This window comes from Streptomyces sp. NPDC046727 (genome assembly GCF_040645635.1).
Classification (GTDB): Bacteria; Actinomycetota; Actinomycetes; order Streptomycetales; family Streptomycetaceae; genus Streptomyces.
Window position 1 is genome coordinate 37,245 of the sequence record NZ_JBEYYR010000008.1, and the last position, 26,089, is coordinate 63,333.

Here is a 26,089-nt window from a genome sequence, read left to right on the forward strand (position 1 = left end):
CCGCCCGGTGACTCACCGCCCGGGTGTCAGCTGCTCCTGTACGGCGGGCCCGTAGCGGTCGGCGACGGCGTCGGCGTCGGTGCCGCGCAGGTGCGGGCCGCGGGCGATGCCGTACATCACGCCGAGGCCCACGAGGGCGGCGACGGCGAGTTCGGCGCGCAGGCCCGCGTCGGGGCCGGTGAGCCGGGCGGCGAGGCGTTCGGTCACCTGGGCGCGGAAGTTGGCGCGCAGGACGTCGCCGTGGTCGCCGTGCAGCGGGGCGAAGGCGATCCGCAGCAGCGGGTCGGCGCCCCGCTCGCGCTGGCTGGACAGCACGTGCCGGACCATGTGCCGGCCGAGGCCGTCCAGCGGGGCGTCCAGCAGGGCGTCGGCGTCGGTGTCGAAGGACATCACGCGGGCGAACAGGGCGTCCTTGTTGCCGAAGTACTTCAGGATCAGCGGCGGGCTGACGCCGGCCCGGTCGGCGACGGCCTTGAGGGTGATGTCGGCGTGGGCGTGCCGGGCCAGGAGATGGCGGGCGGCCTTCAGGATGGCGGCCTTGGTGGCCTCGGCGTCCCGGCGTGCGGGGGCGGGCACCTCACCGGGTGGCGTGGTCATGGTCCTCATGCTCCCTCCATCGCCTCGTCGCGGGCGCCCCGGGTGGCACCGGGGGCCCGCCGGGCGGGACGGGAGGGGCCGTCGCCCGGGATGGACAGGGCCGCCGCGCAGGCCGCGAGGGCCACGGCGCCCGCCACGGCGAAGGCGAGCTGGTAGCCGCGCAGGGTGGGCACGGGGACGCCGCCGAGAGGGCTGCTGTGGTGGACGAGGACGGCGGCGACGGCGGCGCTGGAGACGGCCTGGCCGATGGTGCGCATGAGGACGTTGACGCCGTTCGCGGACGCGGTCTGGGCGGCCGGTACGGCGCGCAGGATCAGGGTCGGCAGCGCGGAGTAGGCGAGTGTGGTGCCGGTCGCCACCACGGTGGCCCCCAGGATGATCATCCACAGGTCGCGGCTGTCGGCGATGCGCAGCGCGTACCCGCAGGCGATGACGGCGGCGCCCAGCGCGAGCGTGATCCGTGGCCCGCGCGCGGCCGAGATGCGGGCCGACAGCGGGGAGAACAGCAGCATGGTGACACCGCCGGGCAGCAGGCAGAGGCCGGTGGCGACGATGGACAGGCCGAGGCCGTACCCGGTGGCCTTCGGCGCCTGCACCAGCTGGGCGGTGACCAGGGAGTTGGCGTAGAAGGCGAACCCGGTCAGCAGGGCGGCGACATGGGACAGGCCCACGCGGGGCCGGGTGACCAGCCTGAGGTCGACCAGCGGCCGGGCGGTGCGCAGCTGCTGCCGGCACCACACGGCGAGGACGACGGCGGCCCCGAGGAACAGCCCGAGGACCCGCGCGCTCCCCCAGCCCCAGGTGCCGCCCTGGGAGACGCCGAGCAGCAGGCAGACCAGCCCGGCGGCGAGGCCCAGGGCGCCGGCGACGTCGAACCGTCCGGGCTCGCGCACCGGCGACTCCCGCACCGCCCACCAGGTCGCCGCGACGCCCGCCGCGCCCAGGGCGCTGGTCAGCCAGAACATGGTGTGCCAGTCGGCGTACTGCACGACCAGCGCGGCGAGCGGCAGGCCGAGCGCGGCGCCGATGCCGACGGTGGAACTCATCAGCGCCACCGCCGAGCCCCGGCGCTCCGGCGGGAGTTCGTCGCGCAGGATGCTGATGGAGAGCGGGACGACGGAGGCGGCGGCGCCCTGGAGCGCGCGGGCGGCGATGAGCACGCGGATGTCGGAGGAGAGCGCGCACAGGACCGAGCCGACGGTCATCAGGGCGAGCGCGGCGGTGAGCACCCGGCGCTTGCCGTACATGTCGCCGGCCCGGCCGAGGACCGGGGTGAGGACGGCACCGGAGAGCAGGGTCGCGGTGACCGTCCAGGAGACGGTGGCGGCGGACGCGCCGGTGAGCCGGGGCAGGTCGGGCAGCAGGGGTACGACCACGGTCTGCATGACCGCCATGAGGATGCCGCCCGACGCCAGCACCGGGATGGTGAACCGGTCGCGCGTTCGGGGCGGCGGGGATATCGGGGCGGGCTGGTCCATCGGCGCTCCTGCGGGCGGCACGGATATAAGGTGAATGACTATTCACCCTATCTGGTGAATGGCCATTCACCAACAGGAACGGGTGGTCAGGCCAGGTTCTTCTCCAGGGCGGCCAGGTAGTTGTGCATGAAGTGGTCGCGGACGCCGTCGGCGGTGGGCGCGAACGGGTCCGCGGTCAGGCCCTTGGCCCGGTCGCCCAGCGCCGACAGCACCGGCATCGATTCGTGCAGCCTGCCCTTGGAGTCGAAGTAGCGCAGCGCCCTGACGTGGGTGAAGGCGGGCTCCGGCGGGAGCTGCGGGACGATGTCGTTGTTGTTGACGAAGCGGTACATCCGGCCGCCGAAGCCCTTGTGGAACGCCTCGGCCAGCAGCCGGTCGCAGGTGCGGGGCTGGCCGTAGGTGTAGACGCCGTCGGCGGCCAGGTGCGGCTCCTCCAGGTAGAGGCGGGCGCCGGCCAGCATCGCGAGCGCTCCGCCGAGGCTGTGCCCGGTGAAGTAGACGCTCTGCCCGTCGGTGCGCAGTTCGGCGAGCGTGTCGTGGACGGCCGGGTAGACGGACTCCAGGGCCTGGGCGAAGCCGTGGTGGACGTAGCCGTTGCCGCCGGGGCCGGGCCGGGGCGGGGTGGTCGCGTCGGAGAGCCAGTCCTTGATCTGAGCGGGCTCGGTGCCGCGGAACGCGGTGACGATCATCCGGTCGCTCGCCAGGGTGTAGGCCTGGGTGTCCTGGAGCGGGAAGGGCGGGGTGAAGCGAGTGTGGTGGTGGCGCACCTCCTCGAAGCCCCACTGGGCGGCCTGCTCCTCGATGGCGGCCGGTTCCTTGTAGGCCAGCTCGGCCGCGCGGGCCAGCCAGTAGGCGCGCTGGAGGCTGTAGCCGGTCGAGGTGTGGTCGAACGAGACGGGTACGGCCATGGGGGGCTCCTTCGGTGCGGCCGGTGGGGGTGTGGAGGACGGGTGGCGCCGGCTAGTGCCGGCGGGCGTGCAGGGCGCGGGCGGCGCGGGGGCCGAGCCAGCGCTTGAGCCGGCGCAGCACCTCCAGCTGTCCGGCCGCCTTGTCCAGGCCGTAGTACAGCTGCGGCGGCACGTACGGCAGCAGCGGCGAGTGGCGCTGGCCGAGCAGGGCGAACATCCGGTGCGGAGGCAGGTGGATGTAGCGGGGCAGGTTCTCGTACCACTGGGCGCTGTAGCGGGCCGCGCTCTGCACGGACAGCAGCTCGGCCTGGCGGCGGCGCTCGTAGGCGGCGAGGGCCTCGGGCAGGCCGGAGTGCTCGCGCAGGGCGCCGGCCAGGCACATGGCGTCCTCCAGGGCGAGGGTGGTCCCGGCGCCGATGGAGTAGTGGGTGGTGTGGGCCGCGTCGCCGAGCAGGACCAGGTTGCCGTGGTGCCAGCTGCGGTTGGTGAGGGTGCGGAAGTGCAGCCAGGAGGCGCCGGAGCGGGCGATCAGCGGGTGGCCGTCGAGGACGTCGGCGAAGAGCTTCTCCAGCAGGGCGAGGCCCTCCCCCTCGTCGGCGCGGTCCAGGCCGAGGCCGGTGAAGGTCTCCGGGGCGCACTCGACGACACAGGTGCTGTGGTCGGCGCTGTAGCCGTAGCCGTAGGCCCAGATCCAGCCGTGCTCGGTCTCGGTGAAGGCGAAGGTGAAGGAGTCGAAGACCCTGGTGGTGCCGAGCCAGATGTAGTGGTTGCGGCCGGAGCTGATCCGGGTGCCGAAGCGGTCGGCGTGGCGGGTGCGCAGGGCGCTGTGCACGCCGTCGGCGGCGACCACGAGGTCCGCGCCGGCGGGCGGCTCCGTCAGCTCGCTCTCGTACTCCAGGCGGACGCCGAGGGCGCGGGCCCGGCCGGCGAGCAGGTCGAGCAGCCGGTGCCGGCCGATCCCGAAGCCCTGGTCGCCCTGGTGGCGGGTCGTCAGGTCCCGTACATGGGCGATGCCGTCGCTCCAGCGGACGGAGTGGGTCTCGACCTCCCGCGCCGAGTCGGGGTCGTGCTCCCGGAGCTTGTCGAGGAGACCGCGCCAGTAGGTGACACCCCAGCCGTAGGTGGAGCCCTCGGGGTTGCGTTCATGGACGGTGATGTCATGGGACGGGTCCTGCCGCTTGAGCAGGATGGCGAGGTAGAGGCCCGCGGGCCCCCCTCCGACACAGACGACCTTCACGTGCACACCCCTGACAGTCACCGGACGTGATCGAACGGCACCGGAGGGTAGCAGGCTCGCACACCCCCTTGATCGCGTCAGTTTGGCGTGGTGAGCCGCACCACTCGGACGGACGGCAGCCGGAAAGGATCACCGGAAAGCCGGACGGCCCGGCAAGGAATTCCCTATTCCGGGTCGGATCGACCCACTGCCACAGCAAGATCATCTTGGTTCAACTCTGTACGACATGTGGCTAATTGTCCGGATCCCAGCCAACCGGTTCCGGGCGATTTCTTCCGCTCCTGGACGTCCCGATAGGCATGCGTCGTCACCACCGGACCACTCTTCAGGAGGACCCCGCATGCCCGACATCACCCGGCGCCGCGCGCTCACCGCGGCAGCCGCCGTCGCCGCGACCGCCTCGGTCGTCACCCTCGCCGCGCCCGCCGCGTCGGCGGCCGGCCACGACCACACCGCGCCCACGTCCTTCGACGAGGTCTACAAGGGCCGCCGGATACAGGGCCGTCCGGCGAGCGGCGGCGGACACCACCACGAACACGGCGGCGGATACGAGGTGTTCGTCGACGGCGTGCAGCTGCATGTGATGCGCAACGCCGACGGCAGCTGGATCAGCGTCGTCAGCCACTACGACCCGGTCGCCACCCCGCGCGCCGCCGCGCGTGCCGCGGTGGACGAGCTGCAGGGCGCCCCGCTGCTGCCGTTCCCCGCCAACTGACCGCCCCCCGCAAGGACTTCCGGAGCACCACGCACCATGACCGTACGCAAGAACCAGGCCACCCTGACCGCCGACGAGAAGCGTCGTTTCGTCGCCGCCGTCCTCGAACTGAAGCGCAACGGGCGCTACGACGACTTCGTCCGCACACACAACGAGTTCATCATGGCGGACACCGACAACGGCGAGCGGACCGGCCACCGCTCGCCCTCCTTCCTGCCCTGGCACCGCAGATTCCTGCTGGACTTCGAGCAGGCGCTGCAGTCCGTGGACCCCTCGGTGGCGCTGCCCTACTGGGACTGGAGCACCGACCGTACGGTGCGTGCCTCGCTGTGGGCACCCGACTTCCTCGGCGGCACCGGGCGCAGCAGCGACGGCCGGGTGATGGACGGCCCGTTCGCCGCGTCCAGCGGCAACTGGTCGGTCAACGTGCGTGTCGACGGCCGTACGTTCCTGCGCCGCTCGCTCGGCACGGGCGTGCGCGAGCTGCCGACGCGCGCCGAGGTGGAGTCGGTGCTGTCGATGGCGACGTACGACATGGCGCCGTACAACAGCGCCTCGGACGGCTTCCGGAACCACCTGGAGGGCTGGCGCGGGGTCAACCTGCACAACCGGGTGCACGTCTGGGTCGGCGGGCAGATGGCCACCGGCGTGTCGCCCAACGACCCGGTGTTCTGGCTGCACCACGCCTTCGTGGACAAGCTGTGGGCGGAGTGGCAGCGGCGGCACCCGGGCGCCGGCTATGTGCCGACGGGCGGCACGCCGGACGTGGTGGACCTGAACGACACCATGAAGCCGTGGAACACCGTGCGCCCGGCGGACATGCTGGACCACACCGCGCACTACACGTTCGACGTCTGACCGGGCCCGGTCAGGCCTCGGCGGTGCGGCACTCCGGGTGGCCCCAGCCCTGCGCGTTCTTGGCGATCTTCTCGCCGGCCGCGTAGGCCCGGCCGCACAGGCAGCGGCCGGGGAACTTCGCCTTGATGGTGCGCGAGGACGCGCCGTCGCCGGTGCGGGAGGACGCGCCGCCGGTGCGGCGGGGCGCCTTCCGGCGCACTGCCCCGGCCGCCGGGGTGTCGGGCGACGGCGGGGGTTCCGGCGAGCCGAGCGCGCTGCCGGCCGACTCCTGGACGGAGGCCGCCTGGCTGGCCGCGCGGTCGGCGAAGTCGTTCAGCGGGTCGCCGTCGACCTGGTGGGCGGGCACGTAGCGGAACTCGACGGACCGGCCGCCGAGGAGTTCGTCGATGCGGACGACCAGGTCCTGGTTGGCCACGGGCTTGCCGGCCGCCGTCTTCCAGCCGTTGCGCTTCCAGCCCGGCAGCCAGGTGGTGACGGCCTTCATCGCGTACTGGGAGTCCATCCGGATCTCCAGCGGCACGTCCGGGTCGACGGCCGTGAGCAGTCGCTCCAGGGCCGTGAGTTCGGCGACGTTGTTGGTGGCCCGGCCGAGCGGGCCCGCCTCCCACCGGGCGGGGGTCCGCTCGTCGTCGTCCGAGACCACCCACGCCCATCCGGCCGGCCCGGGGTTTCCCTTCGAAGCCCCGTCGCACGCGGCCACCACACGTTCACGCATGGGCTCGATCATGCCATGGTCGCGCGGAGCGCCGTTCCGGGACGGGTCAGACGTCCTTGACCTTCGGCATCTCACCCTCGGTGGTCGTGATGTCGATCACCGAGAAGTTCGCGCCCTGGGGGTCGCCGAGTGCCGCGAAGCGGCCGAAGGGACTGCTCATCGGCCCGAAGTTGAGGACGGCGCCGAGCTTGGTGGCCCGGTCGACGGCCGCGTCGCAGTCGTCGACGGTGAAATAGACGTTGATGTACGACGGCACCTCGGGCGGGAAGTCGTCGGTCATCCGCATCCGGCCGAGCACGGTGTCCTCGCCGATGTCGAACATCCGGAAGTCCACCGACTCGTCCTCGATCTCCTTCATCCGGTACGGGAAGACGGCGGAGAGGAAGGTGTCCGCCTGCTCCGGCTCACGGGTGAAGACCTCGGCCCAGCAGTAGGCGCCGGGCGTGGCCGTCGCCTCGAAGCCCTCGTGGGTGCCCGCCTGCCACACACCGAACACGGCTCCGCTGGGCTCCCGGGCCAGGCACATCGTGCCGAACTCGCCGACCCGCATCGGCTCCATCAGCACCTCGCCGCCGTTCTGCCGGATCTTCTCCGCGGTGGCCGCGGCGTCCGGCGAGGCGAGGTACAGGCACCACTGCGACGCGCCCTCCTGGCCGGGCATGGGCGGGACGACGGCCGCCACGGCCCTGCCGTCCACGTAGGCCTGTGTGTAGTTGCCGTACTCCGACGACGACTCGCCGAAGGTCCAGCCGAGAACATCGCCGTAGAACCTCTTCGCTCCGTCGATGTCGCTGAACATCGCATCGGCCCAACAGGGTGTTCCTTCGGGTTGCACAGCCATGGTCGGGGCCCTCTCGCTCAGCTGATTTGTCCCGGTACATCACGCTAGCCATCCTGCCGTCGGGCCGCGCGCCGAGCACCGGCGGGCCCAAACCCCGGGTGCCCCGGGGCGTGGAGGCGAACGTCCGGCGCGCGCTCGCCCACCCGGCACGGAACGCCCTCAGGGACAGGTTTGCACCACGCGGTGATCAAGGGCGCCCCTTTCACGCCGTACCGGGACATCACGCGCCCTGTTTGGCTGGTCCGAGCACTCCGGCACCCCGCGCACCGCCGACCGATCCACATCACCCCTGTCCGCCTCTCCGCAGGAGGGAATGTGTCCACTCCGGACATCGCCACCGGTTCCGCAGTCGACGAACCCGACCCCGCGTCCCCGGCAGACGCTCAGCTCACCAGCCTGAGCACCCGGGCGGCCCGCCAGCTCACCACCACCACCAAGTCCGAACCGCAGATGCAGGCCATCACCTCGCGATGGCTGCTGAAGACCCTGCCGTGGGTGGACATCCGGGGCGGCACCTACCGGGTCAACCGGCGTCTGCAGCTGCGCACCGGCCGCGGGCGCGTGCACTTCGAGCAGAACGGCGCCGACGACATCCGGGTCATCCCTGAGACCCTGACCGAGCTGCCGATCCTGCGCGGCTACCCCGACATCGACGTACTGCGGGAGGTCGCCGGCCGCTTCCGGCCCCGGGAGGTCCGCCCGGGTCAGGTGCTGTTCGAGGCGGGACAGCCGGTCACCGAGGCCTACCTCGTGGCGCACGGCCGCTTCACCCGCTACGCCCACGGCAAGTACGGCGACGAGGAGATCGTCGGCGTCGTCAGCGACGGCGACCAGATGGGCGACGAGGCGGTCGGCCAGTCCGATCCGCTGTGGCTGACCTCCGTACGGGCGGAGACCGCCGGTGTGGTGCTGGCGCTGCCCTGGGCGGTCGTGGAGGAGTTCACCGAGCGGGTGCCGTCCCTCGCGGCCCACCTGGCGGCGTACGTCGAGCGGCAGCAGCGGCCGATGAACCGCAAGGGCGAGGCGGAGGTGCCCGTCCAGGCCGGCCATGTGGGCGAGCCGACCCTGCCGGGCGGCTTCGTCGACTACGAACTCGCCCCGCGCGAGTACGAGTTGTCGCTCACCCAGACCGTGCTGCGGGTGCACACCCGGGTCGCCGACCTCTACAACGACCCGATGGACCAGACCGCCCAGCAGCTGCGGCTGACCGTGGAGGAGATCCGCGAGCGGCAGGAGTGGGAGCTGGTCAACAACCGGGAGTTCGGACTCCTGCACAACGTCGACTACAGCCAGCGGATCAGCACGTTCACGGGGCCGCCGACACCGGACGACATGGACGAGCTGCTGTCGATGCGGCGCAAGACGAAGGTGTTCCTCGCCCATCCGAAGGCGATCGCGGCCTTCTTCCGGCAGTGCAACAAGCGGGGTCTGGTGCCCGGCACGGCGAGCGTCGACGGTCACGAGGTGCCCGCCTGGCGCGGGGTGCCGATCTTCCCGTGCAGCAAGATCCCGATCACCGGGAACCACACCAGCAGCATCATCGCGCTGCGCACCGGCGAGGCCGACCAGGGCGTGATCGGTCTCTACCAGACCGGCATCCCCGAGGAGTACCAGCCGGGTCTGAACATCCGCTTCATGGGGATCGACAGCGCCGCGATCATCAACTACCTCGTCACGGCCTACTACTCGCTGGCCATCCTGGTGCCCGACGCGGCCGGGATCCTGGAGAACGTCCAGGTCGGCCGGACGGCCGAGTGACGGCCGGGAGCACGTCCATGAGTACACCGACCCCCTCCTACCGGCTGCCCGGACCGCCCGACATCGCCCGGAGCCTGCGCCGGGACCGGCGGACCGGGACCATTCCCGGCCTGCGCCACCAGAAGGCCGCCCCCGCCGACCCGGCGAAGGCCGCCGAGGTCGACCGCCGGCTGGAGACCTGGGCCCGCGGTCTCGACCTGTTCCCCGAGGCGTGGAAGGGGGACTTCTCCGGCTTCCAGTTCGGCCGGGCCGTCGTGCTGCAGCATCCGGGCGCCCTCGACCTGGACCGGCTGACGGCCGCCGGGAAGCTGCTGCTCGCCGAGAACATCGTCGACTCCTGCTACTGCGAGGAGGACGAGGGCCGGGGCGGATCGCGGCGCGGTCTGGGCGGCCCGCTGATCATCGCCCAGTCCGCGCTGGACCCGTACCACGGCGTCCCGGAGGTGGAGGAGGGGTGGCGCGAGGGCATCCGGGCCGACGGTCCGCTGCGCTCTTACCACTTCGCGCTGGCCGACTTCGCCCTGTTCGCCACGCCCAGCCAGACCGACCGGTTCGTGCACGACATGGCCCGGCTGCACCTCGGCTACCTGGGCGAGGCCGCCTGGATGGAGACCGGCTACAAGCCGCGGATCTGGGAGTACCTGGTGATGCGGCAGTTCAACAACTTCCGGCCCTGTCTGTCGATCGTCGACGCGGTGGACGGCTACGAACTGCCCGAACCGATCTACGCCCGCCCCGAGATCCAGCGGATCACGGCCCTCGCCTGCAACGCCACCACCATCGTCAACGACCTGTACTCCTTCACCAAAGAGCTGGCGAGCGACCCGGACCACCTCAATCTGCCGCAGGTCGTCGCCGCCAACGAGCGGCGCGGGCTCAAGGCCGCCTACCTGAAGTCCGTCGAGATCCACAACCGGATCATGGAGGCCTTCGAGGAGGAGTCGGCCCTGCTCTCCGCCACCTCACCCCTCGTGGAGCGCTACGCCCAGGGCCTTGCGGCCTGGGTGGCCGGCAACCACGAGTGGCACGCCACCAACACGCACCGCTACCACCTGCCCGACTACTGGTAACAGCCACGCGTTCAACGGATCACCGTCACATGTGCAACGAGGAGTCACCCTTGACGACCGCCCCCGCAGCCCGGATCGCAGCCGTCCCGGTGCCGGCCCAGTCCACGTACCAGAACCGCGTCGCGGAGTACTGGAACGCCGAGGAGAACCCGGTCAACCTCGAACTGGGCAAGATCGACGACCTGTACCACCATCACTACGGCATCGGGGCCGCCGACCGCTCGATGCTCGACGAGCCCGATCCCGGCCGGCGACGGGACCTCATCACCGGCGAACTGCACCGCCTGGAGCACGCCCAGGCCGAGCTGCTCGCCTCCCACCTCGGGCCGCTCTCCCCCGCCGACCGGGTGTTCGACGCCGGCTGCGGCCGCGGCGGCGGCAGCGTCGTGGCGCATCTGCGGTACGGCTGCCACGCCGACGGTGTCACCATCTCGGCGAAGCAGGCGGAGTTCGCGGGCGCGCAGGCCCGCGCGCGGGGCATCGACGACAAGGTGCGCTACCACCACCGCAACATGCTCGACACCGGCTTCGAGACCGGCGCGTACGCGGCGTCCTGGAACAACGAGTCCACCATGTACGTCGAGCTGGACCTGCTGTTCGCCGAGCACGCCCGGCTGCTGCGCCGCGGCGGACGCTACGTCGTGATCACCGGCTGCTACAACGACACCTACGGGCAGGCGTCCCGCGAGGTGTCGCTGATCAACGCGCACTACATCTGCGACATCCACCCACGGTCCGCGTACTTCCGCGCGATGTCCCGCAACCGGCTGGTGCCGGTCCACGTCGAGGACCTGACCGAGGCGACGATCCCCTACTGGGAACTGCGCAAGGAGGCGGACCACCTGGTCACCGGCATCGAGGACACCTTCCTGTCCGCGTACCGCAACGGCAGCTTCCAGTACCTGCTCATCGTGGCCGACCGGGTCTGAGCCCAGGTAATTCCGTCGACAGCGAGGGCGTCAAGACGCTGGGATGGCCTCCGATGAGTGCCTACGACAGCCTGCGACCGCCGCGCATGCACGCGGACGAGATCGACCTCGACGCCCCGCTGGTCCATCGCCTGATCGCCCGACGGTTCCCGGAGTGGGCCGCGCTGCCCGTACGGCGCCTCCCGTCCTCCGGGACCGAGAACGCCGTGTTCCGGCTGGGCACCGACCTCGTGGTACGGCTGCCCCGGCGCCCCTCCGCCGTACCGGACGTACTGCACGAGCGGCGATGGCTCCCCCGGCTCGGGCCGCTGCTGCCGGTGGCGGTGCCCGAGCCGCTGGGGGCGGGCGAGGCGGACGAGGACTTCCCGTGGCCCTGGTCCGTCTACCGCTGGCTGGAGGGCCGTAACCCGGTGGCCGGAGCCGTCGAGCAGCCGGAGCGGCTCGCCGGGGATCTCGGGGCGTTCGTGCGCGCGCTGCGCCGGATCGCCCCGCGGGACGTCCCGCCCGGTTACCGGTCCGGGCCGCTGCGGGACCGGGACGAACCCACCCGCGCGGCCATCGCCGAGCTGGGCGGGAGGGTCGACACCGGCGCGGTCACGGCCTGCTGGGAGCAGGCGCTGCGGGCCCCGGAGCACAGCGGGCCGCCGGTGTGGGCCCATGGGGACCTGTCTCCCGGGAACGTGCTGGTCGACGGGGGCCGGCTCAGCGCCGTGATCGATTTCGCCACCGCCGGGGCCGGTGACCCCGCCGTGGATCTGATCGTGGCCTGGAACCTGCTGCCCGCGACCGCCCGGGACGCCTTCCGCAAGGCCGTCGGCGCCGATGACGCGCAGTGGGCGCGCGGGCGGGGCTGGGCGCTGTCCGTGTCCCTGATCCAGCTGCCGTACTACTGGGACACCAACCCGGCCCTGGCGGAGAACTCCCGGCATGTGATCGCCGAGATCCTCGCCGAGGCAGGGCGGCGGGCCGAGTGACGGCGCCCCGGCCCGCCGGAGGCTGTCACTCCCCCGCGTACGCCTGCTCCAGGGCCGCGGCGTCCAGCTTGCCCATGCCCATCATGGCCTTGGTGGCGCGCGCGGCCTTCTCCTGGTCCGGGTCGCCGATCATGTCGAGCAGCCGGGCGTAGACGACCTGCCAGGAGACGCCGTACTTGTCCTTGAGCCAGCCGCAGGGGCCGCCCTCGCCGCCGTCCTCGGTGAGCTTCGTCCAGTAGTGGTCGATCTCGTCCTGGTCGGCGCAGAGGATCTGGAAGGAGATCGCCTCGTTGAAGGTGAACTCCGGGCCGCCGTTGAGCGCGACGAACTTCTGGCCGTTGGCCGTGAACTCCACGGTCAGCACGGAGCCGGCCGGACCCGGCCCCGACTCGGTCCACCGGACGACGCGCCCGATGCCGGAGTCCTTGAAGATCGACACGTAGAACTGCGCGGCCTCCTCCGCCTGGCCGTCGAACCAGAGACACGTGATGAATCCGTCGGTGGTCATGAGCACCTCCTGGGGCGTGGAACGCGGTCAGGGGTAGGGACCGCCGCCCGGCCCGAAACTCATCGGCCGGGCCGCCGGATCATCCGAACGGGTGAAAGAGCGTCCCCCTGCCATCCGGATCATGACCTCCGCACAGAGCGTCAGGCGGCCAGGCAGAGACCTTGGTACGACCGGTACGGCACGGCGGCGGGCCGGCGCACCGCACCGGCGGTGCGCCGGGTCAGCTCGCCGTGCGTCAGCGACAGGAGTTCCCCGAGGCCCAGGCCGAGCGCGTGCGCGGCGGCGGCGAGGACCTCGGAGGACGCCTCCTTGCGGCCGCGCTCGATCTCCGACAGGTAGGGCAGTGAGATCCGGGCCGTGTCGGCCACGTCCTTGAGCGTGCGTTCCTGCGCCTGCCGCTCGCGGCGCAGCACCTCGCCGACCAGATCACGCCAGAGGGGTTCCCTGGGGGCGGGCTCGGGTTCCGGCGCGGCCGGGCGGGCGGGCGCCGGTCGCAGGGGGATCACTCGGGCTTCGTCGCTCACCGGGTCGGTCATCCCGTCAGCCTAGGTGCGGTGCGGCCCGGGACAAGGGCCCGGCGTTGCGCCCTGAGGGAAATCCGTCCCCGACCGGGGTCCGGGGCAGCCGATTCACGCCAGAGCGGCACGGGCGGCGCATGCGGGGCGTCACCGTGGGTACCCGCGCCGTGAGCGGCTCTGCGGGAGGCATGACCCGCTGCACAGTGGGTACGCGCAGACCGCGACCTGGACAAGGAGCAGACGACAGGGCGGACGCGGAGGCCCAAGAGGCAGCCGGAGAGCCGACGTGACTTTCGTGGGAGAGGGAATGGACACCGCCGCCGGGATCCGGTCGGAAGCAGAGGTCGTCGAGGGGACCGAGCAGGACAGGACGGGCGAGGGAGCATTGCCCGGCATCGCGGACCCGTCGTCCGTCGCCCCGCGGGACGCGCGGGAGCTGTCGCGCCAGTTCTTCCGCCGGCTGACCGAGCTGGAAGAGGGCACGCACGAGTACCAGTACGCCCGCAACACGCTGATCGAGATGAACATGTCGCTGGTGCGGTTCGCGGCCGGACGCTTCCGGGGCCGCGGCGACGACATGGAGGACATCGTCCAGACCGGCATGATCGGTCTGATCAAGGCCATCGACCGGTTCGAGCTCTCGCGCGAGGTCGAGTTCACGTCCTTCGCACTGCCGTACATCGTCGGCGAGATCAAGCGGTTCTTCCGGGACACCACGTGGGCCGTGCACGTGCCGCGCCGGCTCCAGGAGCTGCGCGTGGAGCTGGCCAAGGCGCGCGAGGAGCTGTCCAGCCGGCTGGACCGGGACCCGACGGTCGCCGAGCTGGCAACCCTGATGAACATCTCCGAGGACGAGGTGGTGGAGGGCCAGCTGGCCTCCAACGGCTACAACTCCGCCTCCCTGGACGCCGCGCTCACCGGCGACGGGCCCGAGGACGGCGAGGCGGTGCTCGCCGACTTCATCGGTGTGGAGGAGGAGGGTCTGCAGCTCGTCGAGGACTTCCAGGCGCTCGCCCCGCTGATGGCCGAGCTGAGCGACCGTGACCGGCAGATCATCCACCTGCGGTTCGTGGAGGAGGCCACCCAGGCGGAGATCGGGGAGCGGCTGGGGTGCTCCCAGATGCACGTCTCCCGGCTGATCAAGCGGATCATCGCCCGGCTGCGCCAGGGGATGCTCGGCGAACTCGACTACGTCTGACGTCTCAGTCCCGCCGCAGCTCGAAGACCGCCCGCACGCGCTTGCCCACGGGGACGCGCTCCACGGTGACCTGGGAGGCCAGCGCGTGCACGATCTCCAGCCCGTGCCGGCCGACGCGCCGGGGGTCCTTCGGGAAGCGGCGGGGCAGGGCGCTGCTGCTGTCGTACACGGACACCGCGATCGCGGTGTCCGTGCCCTCCAGCTCCAGGATGTAGGGGCCGTTGCTGTGCTGGTCGGCGTTGGTGACCAGCTCGCTCACCATCAGGAGCAGTTCGCCGTCGGCGCGGCCGTCGGCGGTGGCGCACCATTCGGTCCGCAGTTGCTGGAGGAACTGGGCCGCGAAGGTGCGCGCCTCGGCGATGCATCCGGGTTCGCCGGTGTAGTGCGCCGCGCGCCGCAGTGGCTCCACGGGTACGTCGAAACCAGTCGGTATCACTGCCCCGCCCAGGTGTTCGGTCATGCTGTCTCTCTCGGAATGCCCGGTCCGGCCGGTCTCTGTTGCACCAGTCCTCGTACCCCGAGCCCGGCCCGCCAGTCCACCGGATGCGTTCGCGGACCGCGCACAGTGGCGATCGTCACGCCGTCGGGCCGGGCCGTAGCGCGCCGGCTCAGCTCTCGGGACCGCCCGGCTCCTGCGGCTCGGAGGCGGGCGCCTGCGGCTCGGAGGTCGGTGCCTGCGGCTGTTCGCTGGTCTGGGGGGTGACCGGGCCGGGCGCCGACTCCGGCGGGGTGGCGGCCGATGACGGGGGCGTGGCGACGGACCGCTCGGTCGCCGGGGAGCCCGCCGACGGGACCGACGCCTCGGTGGACGGGGGCGTGGCCTGCGGGGTCTCGGTCGCCGGCGTCTCCGTCTCCCGTGACGGCGACGTGGTCCCCGGGGACGCGGAGGGCGGCGGGGCGGACGAGGAAGCGGGCTCGGAGGGGGAGGCCGGCTCCGAGGAGGGGGAGGTCGACTTCGAGGAGGGAGGGGTCTCCTTCGAGGAGGGTGGTGAGGACTTCGAGGACGGCGGGGCCGACTCCGACGACGGTGACGACGACTTCGAGGAGGGTGACGAGGACTTCGACGACGGTGAGGCCGACTCCGACGACGGCGACTTCGAGGACGGCGACGACGACTTGGACGACGGCGGGGTCGACTTCGAGGACGGCGACGACGATTTCGAGGTGGGCGACGAGGAGGAGGACGTCGGGGACGCCGATGCCGGCGAGGACGGTGACGTCGTGGACGAGGACGATGACGACACGGACGACGTCGAGGTGCCGGTCCTGGTCGAGGTCGGCGGGCAGGGCTGCATCGTGGAGCCCGGCATCCGGGTCGTACCCGGGGCGGACGTGCAGGGCAGGGGACGGTTCCACGGGTCGGGGTGCTTCGGCGGCTTGCCGTGCTGGTCGTGGCGGCCGTGCTCGTCGCCGCGGTGGCGGTGCAGCCACTCGTCGTGGCGCGGGTCGTAGATCACGAAGATGTTGACGATCACCGGGGCGGGCATCACCACGACGACGTTCGCGGGCCGGTACGACGACCAGCGTGTGCCGACCAGCTTCGGCGCGGTGCGCTGGGCGACCGGCTGGGTCAGCGGGTTGCCGCAGGCGCAGCGCAGCCGGGGCGCGCCGTGTCCGTCGACGAGGACGGCGGTACCGGACTGCAGGACGGCCTGATAGGCGGTGGTGGCGCCGTCCCGGTACCCGTGGTTGGTGACGCGGGTGTCCGCGCGCAGCTGCACCGAGGTGAGGGCGCGGAGGTAGGCGGCGACGCCGGAGGGCTTGACACCGGCCTCCGCGGCGAACGCCCGGTTCTTGCGCGGGTCGGCCTGCAGGGCTCTGATCTGCTTCTCGACGTCACAGCTGGGCGTGCTCCGGATGCCGCTGTAGAGGCCGGGCGCCCCGCCCTCCACCCCGCGGACCTCGTTCGTGCCGGTGCCCGGTCCGGTGGGTGCGGCGGAGCCGGAGCCCGAGGGAGCGGTGGACGCGGACGTGGACCTGGAGGTGGCCGTCGACGTGGAGGTGGGTTTCGCGGCCGAGGTGTGCGCGGGGGTCGTGGCCGTGGTGCGGCCGGGGGACTGTGGCCGTGTGGCGCTCTCGTTCGCGGTCGACGCCGTGAACGGGTCCTGGCCCGTGCTGTTGGCGGCCTCCAGGAAGACCTCGCCGCCCTTGGCGGTGGGTCCGCCGCCGGAGCGGGTGAAGACCACCGCGAGGACCACGCCGGCGATCAGGACGGCGGTGAGCGCGGCCACGCGGGGCACCGACTTCCACCACGGCCCGTGCGGCTGCCGAGGTCCGGTGGCACCGGGCGGGGGCTGCGTGGGCGGCGGTCCGGAGGGCGGCCGGGAAGACCCCGACAGCGGGCCGGAAGGCGGTCCGGTGGGGCGGCCGGAGGCCGGTGGTTCGACGCTCACGAGCACTTCTTCCTGTCGCGACGCGTGGCTCTACTCACACAATTCCGCTAAACCCTTTTTGGTGCGTTTGCCTCCACAGTGACCACTATTGTGTGCCGGAGTACCGTGCGGCTCGCAAGCCGACGCGGACGGCCCCCGGATCTAGTCCCCGCCGCCCGTCCCGACCGAGCCGAAGACCGGCTCGGCCCAGTGCGGGGGTCGTGGGGCCGGCGGGGCGTGGTCCGGCTCCGTGCCGTCGCCGGTGGTGTTCGCGGCCGTGCGCAGGGCGGCGACGAAGGCCAGGCAGGTGTCGTGGCGGGCGTCCGGGCTCTTGGCCAGGGCCTCGACGAAGACGGGGTCGACGGCCGGGGCGAGACCGGGGCGGGCCCCGCTCGGCGGGGGCGGCTCGTCGTACTGGTGCGCCCACAGCAGGGCCATGTCGTCGTCGCGCTGGAACGGCGGGCGGCCGGTGAGGGTCTCGTAGACGACGCAGGCGAGGCCGTAGACGTCGCAGCGGCCGTCGACCGGGCGCCCGGAGATCTGCTCGGGCGCCACATAGTCGAGCGTGCCGACGAACTGGCCGACGCTGGTGAACCCGGTCAGGGACAGCGACTTCTTGGTGAGCCCGAAGTCGGTCAGGTACACGTGCTCGGGGTGGTCGCTGTCGGCGCCCTCGGCGACCAGGATGTTGCCGGGCTTGACGTCCCGGTGGACCAGACCGTGCTCGTGGGCGGCGTCCAGCGCGGAGGCCACCTGGGCGGCGATCCGCACCGCGTCCGGCGGCGGCAGCGGGCCGCGCACATCGAGGAGGTGGCGCAGGTCACTGCCGGAGACGTAGCGCATGGCGATGTAGAGCACCCCGTCGGTCTCGCCGGCCTCGAAGACGGGCACGATGTGCGGGTGGTCGATCGAGGCGGCCACCTGGGACTCGTGGATGAAGCGCTTGCGGAAGGTGTCGTTGCGGGCCAGTTCCGGGGCGAGCAGCTTGAGCGCGACCGTGCGGTCGAGGCGCAGGTCCTGGGCGCGGTACACGACGGCCATCCCGCCGCGCCCGATCTCGCTCTCGATCCGGTAGCCCGCCACCTGCCGGCCGGCCGGCTCCGCGGGGCGGCCGGAGAACAGGCTCGTGTCGCTCGCCATCAGCGCTCACCCTCACGCGCGACCAGCCGGGTAGGGGCGCGCTCGGCGTCGTCCGCGCCGGCGACCGACCGGTCGGTGGTGTACGTGCTCAGCCGCCGTCCGTCGCCGTACATCCACCGCTCCTCCTGCGGGTCGTACAGCCACATGGACTCGCCGTCGACCACGAGCCCGATCCGCAGGCCCCGGGTGCGGGTCTCGAACGCCTCGCCGTCCAGGGCGCCGGCCGCCAGTTCCGCCACGGCGGTCCGGTAGTCGGCGAGCGCCTCTTCGGCACGGGTCAGCAGGGGCAGGGGATCGGCGGTGGCTTCGGTGCCTTCGGTGGCGGGCGGGTCCTCGGGTACGGCGACCAGGCAGCGGCCGTCGACCCAGGCGGACCAGCCGTTGGCGCAGCGGATGTACGCCCAGTCGCCGCGCCGCTCCACGAGCTGCACCGGCAGCAGCGGGTCCAGGGGCACCGTGGGCCGCGCCGGGTCCGGGGCCTCCCAGGAGGGCATGCCGCGCGCCGGGACGACGTGCGTGGGCCGGAATCCGAGAGCGGCCATCACCTGCCTACTTCCGCATCACGGCCGGCTCCTGCCGGCGCGGCGGCCGGGCGACCGCGAACCCGTGGAGTCGCCGCTCAGCCATGCGGAAAATTCTACCGATTCGCGCACATGTGCGCCCCGCGCCGCGGTCGTCCGCGCACCCCCGGGACGGCCGGTGCGGCCGGTCAGGCGACGGGTACGACGAGCGCCGGGACGGTCCGCTGCATGCGCAGCGCGTCGACGGACTCCGCGAGCAGCTCGTACTCCGTCGTGTCGTCGCCGGTGGCGATCCTCACCAGCCGGCCGGCGGCCAACTCGTCGGCGTTCAGCTCCTGTTGGGCCGGATCGCCGCACCAGGCGCGCAGGACGGCCGGCACGTCGGGCACGGTGTCCGCGACCGGGACGAGGGAGCTGGGCGGGAAGTGCCCCGCCTCGGGCCGCGGGTCGAGGCGGTCGGCGATCCAGCTCGCCCGATCGCGCAGCCACCACAGGGCGAGGGCCAGGGTGGGCGCCCGGTAGGTACCGAGGGGCACTCCGATGCGCTGTCCGCCGCAGATGCCGTACGCGGTGACATGGCACAGGAATTCGTCGTGCATGCACACTCCCCCCGTCGCGCCGTTCGCCTGCCGGCCGGCCTCGCTTTCCATGCGGCTCATGTGCGGTGCGTGATCGGAACCTCGCTCGAAGTGAAGTCCACACAGTCGAGTATGTTCACTGCTGAATCACTGTCACCATGACTTTCCGGCCAGTCTCTTGGCATATTCCGCAGGGTCGTTGGCCGAAATGCGCGGGCCCGGCCATGACCCACGGGGTAATCGACGGTCCTCGCGGCGGCGGGCATGGTTGTCGTACCGGGTCGCCGCAAGCCGGGATCCGGGCCCTGACCAGTACTGACCCTCTCGATGGAGGCTGATCGCCCATGTCCGCGAACACCGACCGCTACGAGATCGCCGTCGCCCGCTACTTCGACGCCTGGAACGCGGCCGGGCCCGAGGAGCTGGCGAAGGCGGTGGCCGCCGCCTGGTGCGAGGAGGGCGGATACACCGACCCGCTCGCCGACGTCAGCGGGCACGACGGGATCGCCGCCGTGATCGCGGCTGCCCATGAGCAGTTCCCGGGGTTCGTGTTCCGGCACGCCGGTTCGGTCGACGGCCACCACGACACGGCCCGCTTCTCCTGGGAGCTGGTGAGCGAGGCCGACGGGTCCGCTCCGGTCGCCGGCTCCGACGTGATCACGCTGGACGAGGACGGCCGCATCCGCTCCGTGCTCGGCTTCCTGGACCGGGTGCCCGGCGGCGCGTGAGAACCCGCGTCCGCGACGAGTCCCACGGCTCCCGCGGGGTCCCTTGAAAGGGCGCCCCCCGGGGGCCGTGCGTCATGAGGGGCGACTCAGCGCAGCGGTGGGACACGAGGGCCTCCTGAGTACCGGTCGCAGATGTCGCCATCCACACCGAACCCAGAAGGCCCTCACCTGTTCAAGCACCCAGCACGCGTGTCACCAAAGTCCCGGGACAGCACACCTAGCGCGCGGCCTGCCCCCTGACGATCGCGTCGATCCGCGCCAGTTCCTCGTCCGCGAAGTCCAGGTTGCCGATCGCGCCGACGCTGTCCTCGATCTGTCGCGGGCTGCTCGCGCCGACCAGGGCGGAGGTGACCCTGCCGCCCCGGAGCACCCAGGCCAGAGCCAGCTGGGCGAGGGTCTGGCCGCGGGACTCGGCGATCTCGTCCAGCGCGCGGAGCCGGGCGACCAGGTCCTCGGTGACCGCGTCCGAGTTCAGGAACGGGCTGTCGCTCGCGGCCCGGGAGTCCTCGGGGATGCCGTCGAGGTAGCGGCCGGTGAGCAGGCCCTGCTCCAGCGGGGAGTAGACGATGGAGCCCACCTGCAGGTCGTCCAGGGTGTCCAGCAGGCCCTCGTCCTCGGGGCGCCGGTCGAGCATCGAGTAGCGCGGCTGGTGGATGAGGAGCGGGGTGCCGAGGTCGGCGAGGATGCGGGCGGCCTCACGGGTCTGCTCCGCCGAGTAGTTGGAGACGCCGACGTAGAGCGCCTTGCCCTGCTGGACCGCGGTGTGCAGGGCGCCCATCGTCTCCTCCAGCGGAGTCTCCGGGTCGAAGCGGTGCGAGTAGAAGATGTCGACGTACTCCAGGCCCATCCGCGCAAGGCTCTGGTCGAGCGAGGACAGCAGGTACTTGCGCGAGCCCCATTCGCCGTACGGGCCGGGCCACATCAGGTAGCCGGCCTTGGTGGAGATCACCAGCTCGTCGCGGTACGGCGTGAAGTCCGCCTTCAGCGCCTCGCCGAGCGCGGACTCGGCGGCGCCGGGCGGCGGGCCGTAGTTGTTCGCGAGGTCGAAGTGGGTGACACCGAGGTCGAAGGCGCGGCGGAGGATGGCCCGCTGGGTCTCGACGGGCCGGTCGGGCCCGAAGTTGTGCCACAGGCCGAGCGACAGTGCGGGGAGCTTCAGGCCGCTGCGGCCGGTGCGCCGGTAGGGCATGTCGGCGTAGCGGTCGGGGTGTGCGGTGTACAACGCGACTCCAGAGGGGTTGGCACACGATCTACCGGTGCCACTCTTCCCCCGGCGGCGGACAGTGGTCCAACAGAAGAATCCGATGGGATTCAGCGGCTAGGCTTCTCAATCATGGAACTGCGTCACCTCCAGCACTTCGTCGCGGTCGCCGAGGACCAGCACTTCACCCGGGCCGCCGAACGCCTGATGGTGTCCCAGTCGGGTCTGTCGGCGTCGATCCGGGCACTGGAGCGGGAGCTGCGGGCGCCGCTGTTCGTGCGGACCACCCGCCGGGTGACGCTCACCGAGGCGGGGCGCGCGCTGCTGGGCGAGGCCGAGCGGATCCTCGCCCAGGTGCGGACGGCGCACGAGGCGGTGGCCGCGGTGCAGGGCGTGCTGCGCGGCACGCTGGCGCTGGGCACCGAGCAGTGCATCGCGGGGGTGCATGTGGCCCGGCTGCTGGCGGCTTTCCGGGGCCGGCACCCGGACGTGGAGATCCGGCTGCGGCAGGCCGGTTCGGGCGCGCTGGCCGAGGAGGTCGCGGCCGGGCGGCTCGACCTGGCCTTCGCCTACCGCACCCAGGCCGACAGCGATCAGCTGCGCTCCGTGGCGCTGACCAGCGAGCCGATGACCGTGCTGTGCCATCCGAGTCACCGGCTGGCCTCGGCACCGGGCGTGCTCGGCGCGGACGACCTCGCCGGTGAGGTCTTCGTCGACTTCCATCCCGACTGGGGGCCGCGCCGCACCACCGACGCCGCGTTCGCCGCGGCCGGTGTCCGGCGCACGGTCGCGCTGGAGGTCAACGACGTGCACAGCCTGCTGGACCTGGTGGACGAGAACCTGGGGATCGCCGTCGTACCCCGGCACTTCCGGCACAAGCGGCCGGCGCTGGCGGCGCGGGAACTGAAGGGCGCGGGCGAGGCGGAGTACGAGACGGTCGCCCTGCTGCCGCCGGAGCGGTCCACGAGTCCGGCCGCCCGCGCGCTCGTCACCCTGCTCGAAACAGGGGGCCTGACCTCGCCCCAGGACGCGTTCCGTTCCTCCTGACCCCGGCCGGGCGCCCGGTCGGCCGGGGTCAGGACCCACCAAGGCCGTACGCCGGAGCGCCGTCACCGAGCGCATCGACCCGGTGCTTGTCCGTGACGCAGCACCCCTGTGGTCGCGCCGCCGCAGCCGTCAAGTCCCGACTTCCCGGAACGTGACGCCCCTGTGGGGCCTCCGGCTCACTGGAGGGGTCCCCGGCCCGCCCCGACTGTTCGGAGGCAGGGGCCGAAATCCCCCGATCACAGCAGGGAAGACCCATGATCCACAACGGCCACACCCACCATGCCGACGCCGGGCCCGGGCGGAAGGACCCGCGTATCGCCCTGGTCGCCCTCTCGACCGCGCTGCTCTGCGGCAGTGTCGCCCTCCCCGCGTTCGCCGCGGCCGCGCCCCCGGGCCACGCCACGGCAGCCCCCGGCGTCGCCGCCGCGCCCTCCGGCCCGCGCGCCCCCTTGCCCGCCTCCCTCACCGACCAGCGACTGACATGGCGAACCTGTCCGGCACCCACGCCCCTCCAGGCGCCGGATGCCCGTGCTCCAGGGGCGCTGCCGGACGGAACGCCCTGGGAGTGCGCCACCCTCAAGGTGCCGCTGGACTACGCTCATCCGGACGGCGAGACCATCGGCCTGGCGCTGATCCGCGCGAAGGCCCGTCCGAAGGACGGGCAGAAGCGCATCGGCTCCCTCGTGTTCAACTTCGGCGGACCCGGCGCGTCCGGCGTCGCCGGACTCCCTTCGTTCGCGGAAGGCGACAAACAGCTGCACGCCCGCTACGACCTGGTGAGTTTCGATCCGCGCGGCGTCGGAGCCAGTGCTCCCGTGCGCTGTCTGGGCGACAAGGACACCGATGCTCTCACCCAGTTCGACGGCACACCGGACGACGCCAAGGAACTCCAGGCCCTCACGGCGCTCTCGGAGAAGTACCTGTCGGCATGCGAGAAGAACTCCGGCAAGGTCCTCGCGCACGTCGGCACGACCGACTCGGCCCGCGACATGGACCTGCTGCGCCATGTGCTGGGCGACGACAAGCTCAACTACTTCGGCATGTCGTACGGAACGCAGCTCGGGGGTGTGTACGCCCACCTGTTTCCCCGGAACGTGGGGCGGACCGTCTTCGACGCCGTCATGGACCCCACCCAGGACGTGGCACAAGGAGCCCTCGCCCAGGCCAAGGGCTTCCAACTCGCACTGGACAACTACCTGAAGGACTGTGGCAAGCGGCCGGACTGCCCCGCCGGCGGGAGTGTCGAGCAGGGACGCAAGAGGATCAGCGACCTTCTGGACCGGCTCGACGCACATCCGCTGCCCACCCAGGACGGCCGCAAGCTCACCAAGGCCCTGGCAACGACGGGACTGATATCGGCGCTGTACTCCAAGGACCTGTGGCCCTACCTGACCCAGGCCCTGCAGGAGATCGAGCAGCACAGGACCGGGAACGTATTGGTCGCGCTCGCCGACTTCTACTCCGAACGCGCCCCCAGCGGGCACTACAGCAACCTCGACGACGCCTTCACGGCCATCAGCTGCGCGGACCGCGTCCAGCGCTACACCGAGAAGGACGTGGAGGCGATGCTGCCGAAGTTCCGTGCGGCCTCCCCCGTCTTCGGAGAGGACATGGCAGCCGGTCTGACGGCGTGCACGGGCTGGCCCGTCAAGGGCGAGAGCCGGGACCCCGATGTCTCGGCCGAGGGAGCCTCGCCGATCCTCCTCGTCGGCAACACCGGGGATCCCGCCACTCCCTACGCCGGGACCAGGCACATGGCCGAGGAACTCGGTGAGGGCGTCGGCGTCCAGCTCACCTACACGGGCCAGGGGCACGGGTCGTACGGCGACGACGACTGTGTGACGGACGCCGTGAACACCTACCTCCTCGACGGTACGGTGCCACGGGACCGCGCGGTCTGCGACTGACGGCCCGGCTCAACGGCACCGGCAGACACGGAAGCCGGATTCCGGACGCGGGAGCGGCGGCGGTTTGCGATGGTGGACGGTATGCATGCCAAGGACATCCTCATCGACGGCTACGGCCGCATCCAGGAAGAAGTCCATGCCGCCCTCGACGGCCTCGGCCCGGACGAGCTGCACCACCGCCCGGCGCCCGACGCCAACTCCGTCGCCTGGCTGGTCTGGCACCTCACCCGCGTGCAGGACGACCACGTCGCCGACGCCTTCGACCTCGACCAGGTGTGGCTCTCCCAAGGCTGGGAGAAGCGTTTCGGCCTGGACCTGCCCCGGCACGACACCGGCTACGGGCACAGCCCGGCCAAGGTCGCGAAGGTGCGGGTCGAGTCGGCCGGCCTGCTCACCGGGTACTACGACGCCGTCCACGAGCAGACCCTCGGCGCCCTGCGGACCGTGGCCGCCAAGGATCTGGAGCGCGTCGTGGACGAGCGCTGGGATCCCCCGGTCTCCCTGGGGGTCCGCCTGGTGAGCGTCCTGTCCGACGATCTTCAGCACATCGGACAGGCCGCCTACCTCAGGGGGCTGGTTCAGAGCGCGGCGGCGTAGCCGGGCAGGACCACGTCCTCGATGAGGGCCTTGCGCTCGTCGAACGGGAGGAACGCGCTCTTGACGGCGTTCACCGTGACCGTGCGCAGGTCCTCGACCGTCCAGCCGGCCTCCTCCACCAGCAGGGACATCTCGCGGGTCATCGTCGTACCGGACACCAGACGGTTGTCGGTGTTGAGGGTGACCCGGAAACCGAGGTCCTTCAGGGCGGTGATCGGGTGCTCGGCGATCGAGGTGGCGCAGCCGGTCTGCAGGTTGGAGGTGGGGCACATCTCCAGGGCGATCCGGCGGTCGCGCACCCAGGAGGCGAGGCGGCCGAGCTTGCCGTCCACGATGTCCTCGGTGAGGCGCACACCGTGGCCGATGCGCTGGGCACCGCACACCTGGAGCGCCTGGTGGATGCTGGGCAGGCCGTGCGCCTCGCCGGCGTGGATGGTGAAGGGCACGCTCTCGCGGCGCAGGTGCTCGAAGGCGTCGAGGTGGTCGGCGGGCGGGAAGCCGTCCTCGGCGCCGGCGATGTCGAAGCCGACGACACCGGCGTCACGGTAGGCGACGGCCAGGTCGGCGGCCTCCCGGACGCGGTCGAACATCCGCATGCCGCACAGCAGGGTGCCGACCCGGACCGGGGTGCCGGCCGCCGCCGCCTTCGCCATACCGGCGGCGAGGCCCTCCTGGACGGTCTCCACGACCTCGTTCAGCGTCAGGCCGCCCCGGGTGTTCAGCTCGGGCGCGTAGCGCACCTCGGCGTAGACGACGCCGTCGGCGGCGAGGTCGAGGACGTACTCCTCGGCGACGCGCAGCAGGCCCTCGCGGTGCTGCATGACGGCGAGGGTGTGCTCGAAGGTGGCGATGTAGCGGACCAGGTCGCCGGAGTTGGCGGCCTCGAAGTACCAGGCGGCCAGCTCGTCGGGGTCGGTGGTGGGCAGCTGGTGGCCGACCGCGTCCGCGAGTTCGACGACGGTGGCGGGGCGCAGGCCGCCGTCGAGGTGGTCGTGCAGGACGGCCTTGGGCAGGCGGCGGATCACATCGGCGTCTACGCGCGTAGCAGTCATGGCGGGTCTTTCCTTTGAGCGGGCGGTTCGAAGCGGCAGGAGGAGCGTGCGGCGGAAGGAGTGTGCGGCGGAAGGAGTGTGCGGCGGAGGGAGCCTCAGCCGGCGGGCTGGAGCAGGTCCCAGCGGTTGCCGTACAGGTCCTGGAAGACGGCGACCGAGCCGTACGGCTCGTGGCGCGGCTCCTCCAGGAAGGTCACGCCCGCGGCGGTCATCCGGGCGTGGTCACGGGCGAAGTCGTCGGTGTGCAGGAAGAAGCCGACGCGCCCGCCGGTCTGGTCGCCGATCCGGGCCCGCTGGTCCTCGTCCTTGGCGCGGGCCAGGAGCAGGCCGGTGCCGTGGCCCTCGCCGCCGGGCTCGACGACGACCCAGCGCGAGCCGTCGGGGCGCGGGGCGTCCTCGGCGAGCCGGAACCCGAGGGCCTCGGTGTAGAAGCGGATGGCCTCGTCGTAGTCGGGGACGACGAGGGTGACCAGGGCGACGCGGCGCATGGCTACCTTCCGGAGACGGTGGTTAGCCGGTGAGGTTATACGTAAAACTACGCAGGCGCCAGTCCTGCTCTACGCGCGTTGTGCAGCGCTCTTCTCCACGGGTCGGCACACGTCACGGAGGGCCTCCGGGCAGCCGACGCCGGCGTCCGGAAGG

General features: G+C 72.0%; 27 protein-coding genes. 11 read left to right on the forward strand and 16 right to left on the reverse strand.

Features of this window, described 5'->3' with window-relative positions; genetic code table 11:
• Positions 1 to 12 precede the first annotated feature (12 nt).
• The 4 genes from ABZ937_RS12155 to ABZ937_RS12170 all read right to left on the reverse strand — a co-directional run bounded on the left by ABZ937_RS12155 (position 13) and on the right by ABZ937_RS12170 (position 4,226).
• Positions 13 to 606 (reverse strand): TetR family transcriptional regulator, encoded by a 594-nt coding sequence (locus ABZ937_RS12155; RefSeq protein ID WP_361689555.1) that lies wholly within the window; start codon positions 604 to 606, stop codon positions 13 to 15.
• The gene (locus tag ABZ937_RS12160) at positions 603 to 2,075 is read right to left on the reverse strand and encodes an MFS transporter (RefSeq protein ID WP_361689558.1); all 1,473 of its coding nucleotides are present in this window, start codon (positions 2,073 to 2,075) and stop codon (positions 603 to 605) included. The genes ABZ937_RS12155 and ABZ937_RS12160 overlap by 4 nt, the downstream gene beginning before the upstream one ends.
• Before the next feature lie 86 nt (positions 2,076 to 2,161).
• Positions 2,162 to 2,983, reverse strand: coding sequence for a lipase family protein (locus ABZ937_RS12165; RefSeq protein WP_361689561.1), 822 nt, complete (start codon positions 2,981 to 2,983; stop codon positions 2,162 to 2,164).
• 52 nt (positions 2,984 to 3,035) lie between these two features.
• Entirely contained in the window at positions 3,036 to 4,226 is a 1,191-nt protein-coding gene (locus ABZ937_RS12170) for an FAD-dependent monooxygenase (RefSeq protein WP_361689564.1), read from the reverse strand.
• Between the two features lie 334 nt (positions 4,227 to 4,560).
• Between ABZ937_RS12170 and ABZ937_RS12175 the strand changes: the two genes are divergently transcribed.
• Positions 4,561 to 4,935, forward strand: coding sequence for a tyrosinase cofactor (locus tag ABZ937_RS12175; RefSeq protein WP_361689567.1), 375 nt, complete (start codon positions 4,561 to 4,563; stop codon positions 4,933 to 4,935).
• A gap of 36 nt (positions 4,936 to 4,971) precedes the next feature.
• Positions 4,972 to 5,793: a tyrosinase family protein gene (locus tag ABZ937_RS12180; RefSeq protein WP_361689569.1), complete on the forward strand. Its 822-nt coding sequence runs from the start codon at positions 4,972 to 4,974 to the stop codon at positions 5,791 to 5,793.
• A 10-nt stretch (positions 5,794 to 5,803) separates the two neighbouring features.
• Here ABZ937_RS12180 and ABZ937_RS12185 read toward each other — a convergent pair whose 3' ends face one another.
• Together ABZ937_RS12185 and ABZ937_RS12190 are read right to left on the reverse strand one after the other, a co-directional pair.
• Positions 5,804 to 6,520 (reverse strand): ribonuclease H, encoded by a 717-nt coding sequence (locus ABZ937_RS12185; RefSeq protein WP_361689572.1) that lies wholly within the window; start codon positions 6,518 to 6,520, stop codon positions 5,804 to 5,806.
• 34 nt (positions 6,521 to 6,554) lie between these two features.
• Complete coding sequence (locus tag ABZ937_RS12190; protein WP_361689575.1) at positions 6,555 to 7,349, reverse strand: VOC family protein; 795 nt, start codon at positions 7,347 to 7,349, stop codon at positions 6,555 to 6,557.
• A 315-nt stretch (positions 7,350 to 7,664) separates the two neighbouring features.
• On the opposite strand from ABZ937_RS12190, the gene ABZ937_RS12195 reads away from it, so the two are divergent.
• Genes ABZ937_RS12195 through ABZ937_RS12210 form a run of 4 tightly spaced genes read left to right on the forward strand, consistent with a single transcriptional unit; the run spans position 7,665 to position 12,080 of the window.
• Positions 7,665 to 9,107 (forward strand): family 2B encapsulin nanocompartment shell protein, encoded by a 1,443-nt coding sequence (locus tag ABZ937_RS12195; RefSeq protein WP_361689578.1) that lies wholly within the window; start codon positions 7,665 to 7,667, stop codon positions 9,105 to 9,107.
• Between the two features lie 17 nt (positions 9,108 to 9,124).
• Positions 9,125 to 10,177 (forward strand): family 2 encapsulin nanocompartment cargo protein terpene cyclase, encoded by a 1,053-nt coding sequence (locus ABZ937_RS12200; RefSeq protein WP_361689581.1) that lies wholly within the window; start codon positions 9,125 to 9,127, stop codon positions 10,175 to 10,177.
• A gap of 50 nt (positions 10,178 to 10,227) precedes the next feature.
• Positions 10,228 to 11,106, forward strand: coding sequence for a geranyl diphosphate 2-C-methyltransferase (locus tag ABZ937_RS12205; RefSeq protein ID WP_361689584.1), 879 nt, complete (start codon positions 10,228 to 10,230; stop codon positions 11,104 to 11,106).
• A 53-nt stretch (positions 11,107 to 11,159) separates the two neighbouring features.
• Positions 11,160 to 12,080, forward strand: coding sequence for an aminoglycoside phosphotransferase family protein (locus ABZ937_RS12210; RefSeq protein WP_361689587.1), 921 nt, complete (start codon positions 11,160 to 11,162; stop codon positions 12,078 to 12,080).
• A 25-nt stretch (positions 12,081 to 12,105) separates the two neighbouring features.
• Here the strand turns inward: ABZ937_RS12210 and ABZ937_RS12215 are convergent, their stop codons facing one another.
• On the reverse strand, positions 12,106 to 12,588 hold the full coding sequence (locus tag ABZ937_RS12215; RefSeq protein WP_361689589.1) for a VOC family protein: 483 nt from the start codon (positions 12,586 to 12,588) through the stop codon (positions 12,106 to 12,108).
• A 140-nt stretch (positions 12,589 to 12,728) separates the two neighbouring features.
• On the reverse strand, positions 12,729 to 13,124 hold the full coding sequence (locus tag ABZ937_RS12220; protein ID WP_361689592.1) for a helix-turn-helix transcriptional regulator: 396 nt from the start codon (positions 13,122 to 13,124) through the stop codon (positions 12,729 to 12,731).
• Positions 13,125 to 13,413: 289 nt separating this feature from the next.
• Between ABZ937_RS12220 and ABZ937_RS12225 the strand changes: the two genes are divergently transcribed.
• Positions 13,414 to 14,304, forward strand: coding sequence for an RNA polymerase sigma factor SigF (locus ABZ937_RS12225; protein ID WP_361690164.1), 891 nt, complete (start codon positions 13,414 to 13,416; stop codon positions 14,302 to 14,304).
• 4 nt (positions 14,305 to 14,308) lie between these two features.
• Here ABZ937_RS12225 and ABZ937_RS12230 read toward each other — a convergent pair whose 3' ends face one another.
• The 5 genes from ABZ937_RS12230 to ABZ937_RS12250 form a co-directional block, all read right to left on the reverse strand.
• Complete coding sequence (locus ABZ937_RS12230) at positions 14,309 to 14,764, reverse strand: ATP-binding protein (protein ID WP_361689595.1); 456 nt, start codon at positions 14,762 to 14,764, stop codon at positions 14,309 to 14,311.
• Between the two features lie 148 nt (positions 14,765 to 14,912).
• Positions 14,913 to 16,544: a DUF6777 domain-containing protein gene (locus tag ABZ937_RS12235; RefSeq protein ID WP_361689598.1), complete on the reverse strand. Its 1,632-nt coding sequence runs from the start codon at positions 16,542 to 16,544 to the stop codon at positions 14,913 to 14,915.
• 294 nt (positions 16,545 to 16,838) lie between these two features.
• Positions 16,839 to 17,816, reverse strand: a complete 978-nt coding sequence (locus tag ABZ937_RS12240; RefSeq protein WP_361689601.1) for a serine/threonine-protein kinase — start codon at positions 17,814 to 17,816, stop codon at positions 16,839 to 16,841.
• Positions 17,816 to 18,358: a hypothetical protein gene (locus tag ABZ937_RS12245; RefSeq protein ID WP_361689604.1), complete on the reverse strand. Its 543-nt coding sequence runs from the start codon at positions 18,356 to 18,358 to the stop codon at positions 17,816 to 17,818. Before ABZ937_RS12245 ends, ABZ937_RS12240 begins: the two co-directional genes overlap by 1 nt.
• A 167-nt stretch (positions 18,359 to 18,525) precedes the next feature.
• Entirely contained in the window at positions 18,526 to 18,936 is a 411-nt protein-coding gene (locus ABZ937_RS12250; protein ID WP_361690167.1) for a hypothetical protein, read from the reverse strand.
• Positions 18,937 to 19,259: 323 nt separating this feature from the next.
• On the opposite strand from ABZ937_RS12250, the gene ABZ937_RS12255 reads away from it, so the two are divergent.
• Complete coding sequence (locus ABZ937_RS12255) at positions 19,260 to 19,643, forward strand: nuclear transport factor 2 family protein (RefSeq protein ID WP_361689607.1); 384 nt, start codon at positions 19,260 to 19,262, stop codon at positions 19,641 to 19,643.
• A gap of 217 nt (positions 19,644 to 19,860) precedes the next feature.
• On the opposite strand, the gene mgrA is transcribed toward ABZ937_RS12255, so the two are convergent.
• Positions 19,861 to 20,865 (reverse strand): L-glyceraldehyde 3-phosphate reductase, encoded by a 1,005-nt coding sequence (gene mgrA, locus ABZ937_RS12260; protein ID WP_361689609.1) that lies wholly within the window; start codon positions 20,863 to 20,865, stop codon positions 19,861 to 19,863.
• Between the two features lie 111 nt (positions 20,866 to 20,976).
• Here mgrA and ABZ937_RS12265 point away from each other — a divergent pair, with 111 nt between their 5' ends.
• The 3 genes from ABZ937_RS12265 (at position 20,977) to ABZ937_RS12275 (ending at position 24,395) form a co-directional block, all read left to right on the forward strand.
• Positions 20,977 to 21,891 carry a LysR substrate-binding domain-containing protein gene (locus ABZ937_RS12265; RefSeq protein ID WP_361689612.1) on the forward strand — a complete coding sequence of 305 codons (915 nt, stop codon included), beginning with the start codon at positions 20,977 to 20,979 and terminating at the stop codon, positions 21,889 to 21,891.
• 254 nt (positions 21,892 to 22,145) lie between these two features.
• Entirely contained in the window at positions 22,146 to 23,798 is a 1,653-nt protein-coding gene (locus ABZ937_RS12270) for an alpha/beta hydrolase (protein WP_361689614.1), read from the forward strand.
• A gap of 81 nt (positions 23,799 to 23,879) precedes the next feature.
• On the forward strand, positions 23,880 to 24,395 hold the full coding sequence (locus ABZ937_RS12275; RefSeq protein WP_361689617.1) for a DUF664 domain-containing protein: 516 nt from the start codon (positions 23,880 to 23,882) through the stop codon (positions 24,393 to 24,395).
• Here the strand turns inward: ABZ937_RS12275 and ABZ937_RS12280 are convergent.
• Together ABZ937_RS12280 and ABZ937_RS12285 are read right to left on the reverse strand one after the other, a co-directional pair.
• On the reverse strand, positions 24,377 to 25,447 hold the full coding sequence (locus tag ABZ937_RS12280; protein WP_361689620.1) for an adenosine deaminase: 1,071 nt from the start codon (positions 25,445 to 25,447) through the stop codon (positions 24,377 to 24,379). The two genes, ABZ937_RS12275 and ABZ937_RS12280, sit on opposite strands and share 19 nt — an antisense overlap.
• Before the next feature lie 95 nt (positions 25,448 to 25,542).
• A complete protein-coding gene (locus ABZ937_RS12285; protein ID WP_361689623.1) occupies positions 25,543 to 25,935 on the reverse strand; it encodes a VOC family protein in 393 nt (130 codons plus the stop codon).
• Positions 25,936 to 26,089: the final 154 nt, after the last annotated feature.